The sequence below is a fragment of the Brevundimonas denitrificans genome (assembly GCF_030160755.1).
In the GTDB taxonomy this organism is placed as follows: domain Bacteria; phylum Pseudomonadota; class Alphaproteobacteria; order Caulobacterales; family Caulobacteraceae; genus Brevundimonas; species Brevundimonas denitrificans.
Window position 1 is genome coordinate 1 of the sequence record NZ_BSOY01000180.1, and the last position, 706, is coordinate 706.

A 706-nucleotide genomic window follows, 5' to 3' on the forward strand; every position below is an offset into this window, starting at 1 on the left:
TCTGGTGAGAATATTTTGTATGTACACATATAAAACTTGAGAAAAATAGAATATAGAGGCATGATTTCAGGTAGGGTGCGGGTGAAACTCAAGAACTCGGGTTCCGGTGAAAAATAAATAGCTGAGAAAAATTGCCGGTTTCCCGTACAAAAGGACATGTTTTTTCAAGCCGACGGGAGACAGATGAATGCTGAATAGAAGAGGTTTGCTGGCCATTATCCTTGGGGGGATCGCTTGTTTCTCTCCTGCCGGGGCAGAGACGGCCCGGGCGGCGGATGACGTTATCAAGATTGGTGAAATCAACAGTTACACGCGTTTGCCCGCCTTTACCGAGCCGTACCGGAAAGGGTGGCAACTGGCCGTAGAGCAGATCAACAACTCCGGGGGTGTTCTCGGCAAAAAGCTGGAAGTGATTGCCCGGGATGACGGCGGAAAGCCGGGGAATGCGGTCAAGATCGCCGAAGAATTGATCACCAATGAACAGGTGGTTCTTCTGGCCGGGACCTTTTTCTCCCATATCGGGCTGGCAATCACCGATTTTGCCAAGCAGAACAAGGTTCTCTTTATCGCTTCGGAACCGCTTAGCGATGCGATGGTCTGGTCAAAGGGCAACAAATATACCTTCCGCCTGCGTCCTTCCACCTATATGCAATCCGCCATGCTGGCGCGGGAAGCGGCCAAGATGCCCATCGTGAAATGGGCGACA

Annotated in this window: 1 protein-coding gene; it reads left to right on the forward strand. The window is 51.1% G+C overall.

The annotated features are described in order from the left end of the window. Nucleotides 1-187: 187 nt before the first annotated feature. Nucleotides 188-706, forward strand: a 519-nt coding sequence (locus QQJ79_RS15625) for an ABC transporter substrate-binding protein (RefSeq protein ID WP_284223851.1), incomplete at its 3' end; no start/stop codon positions are given.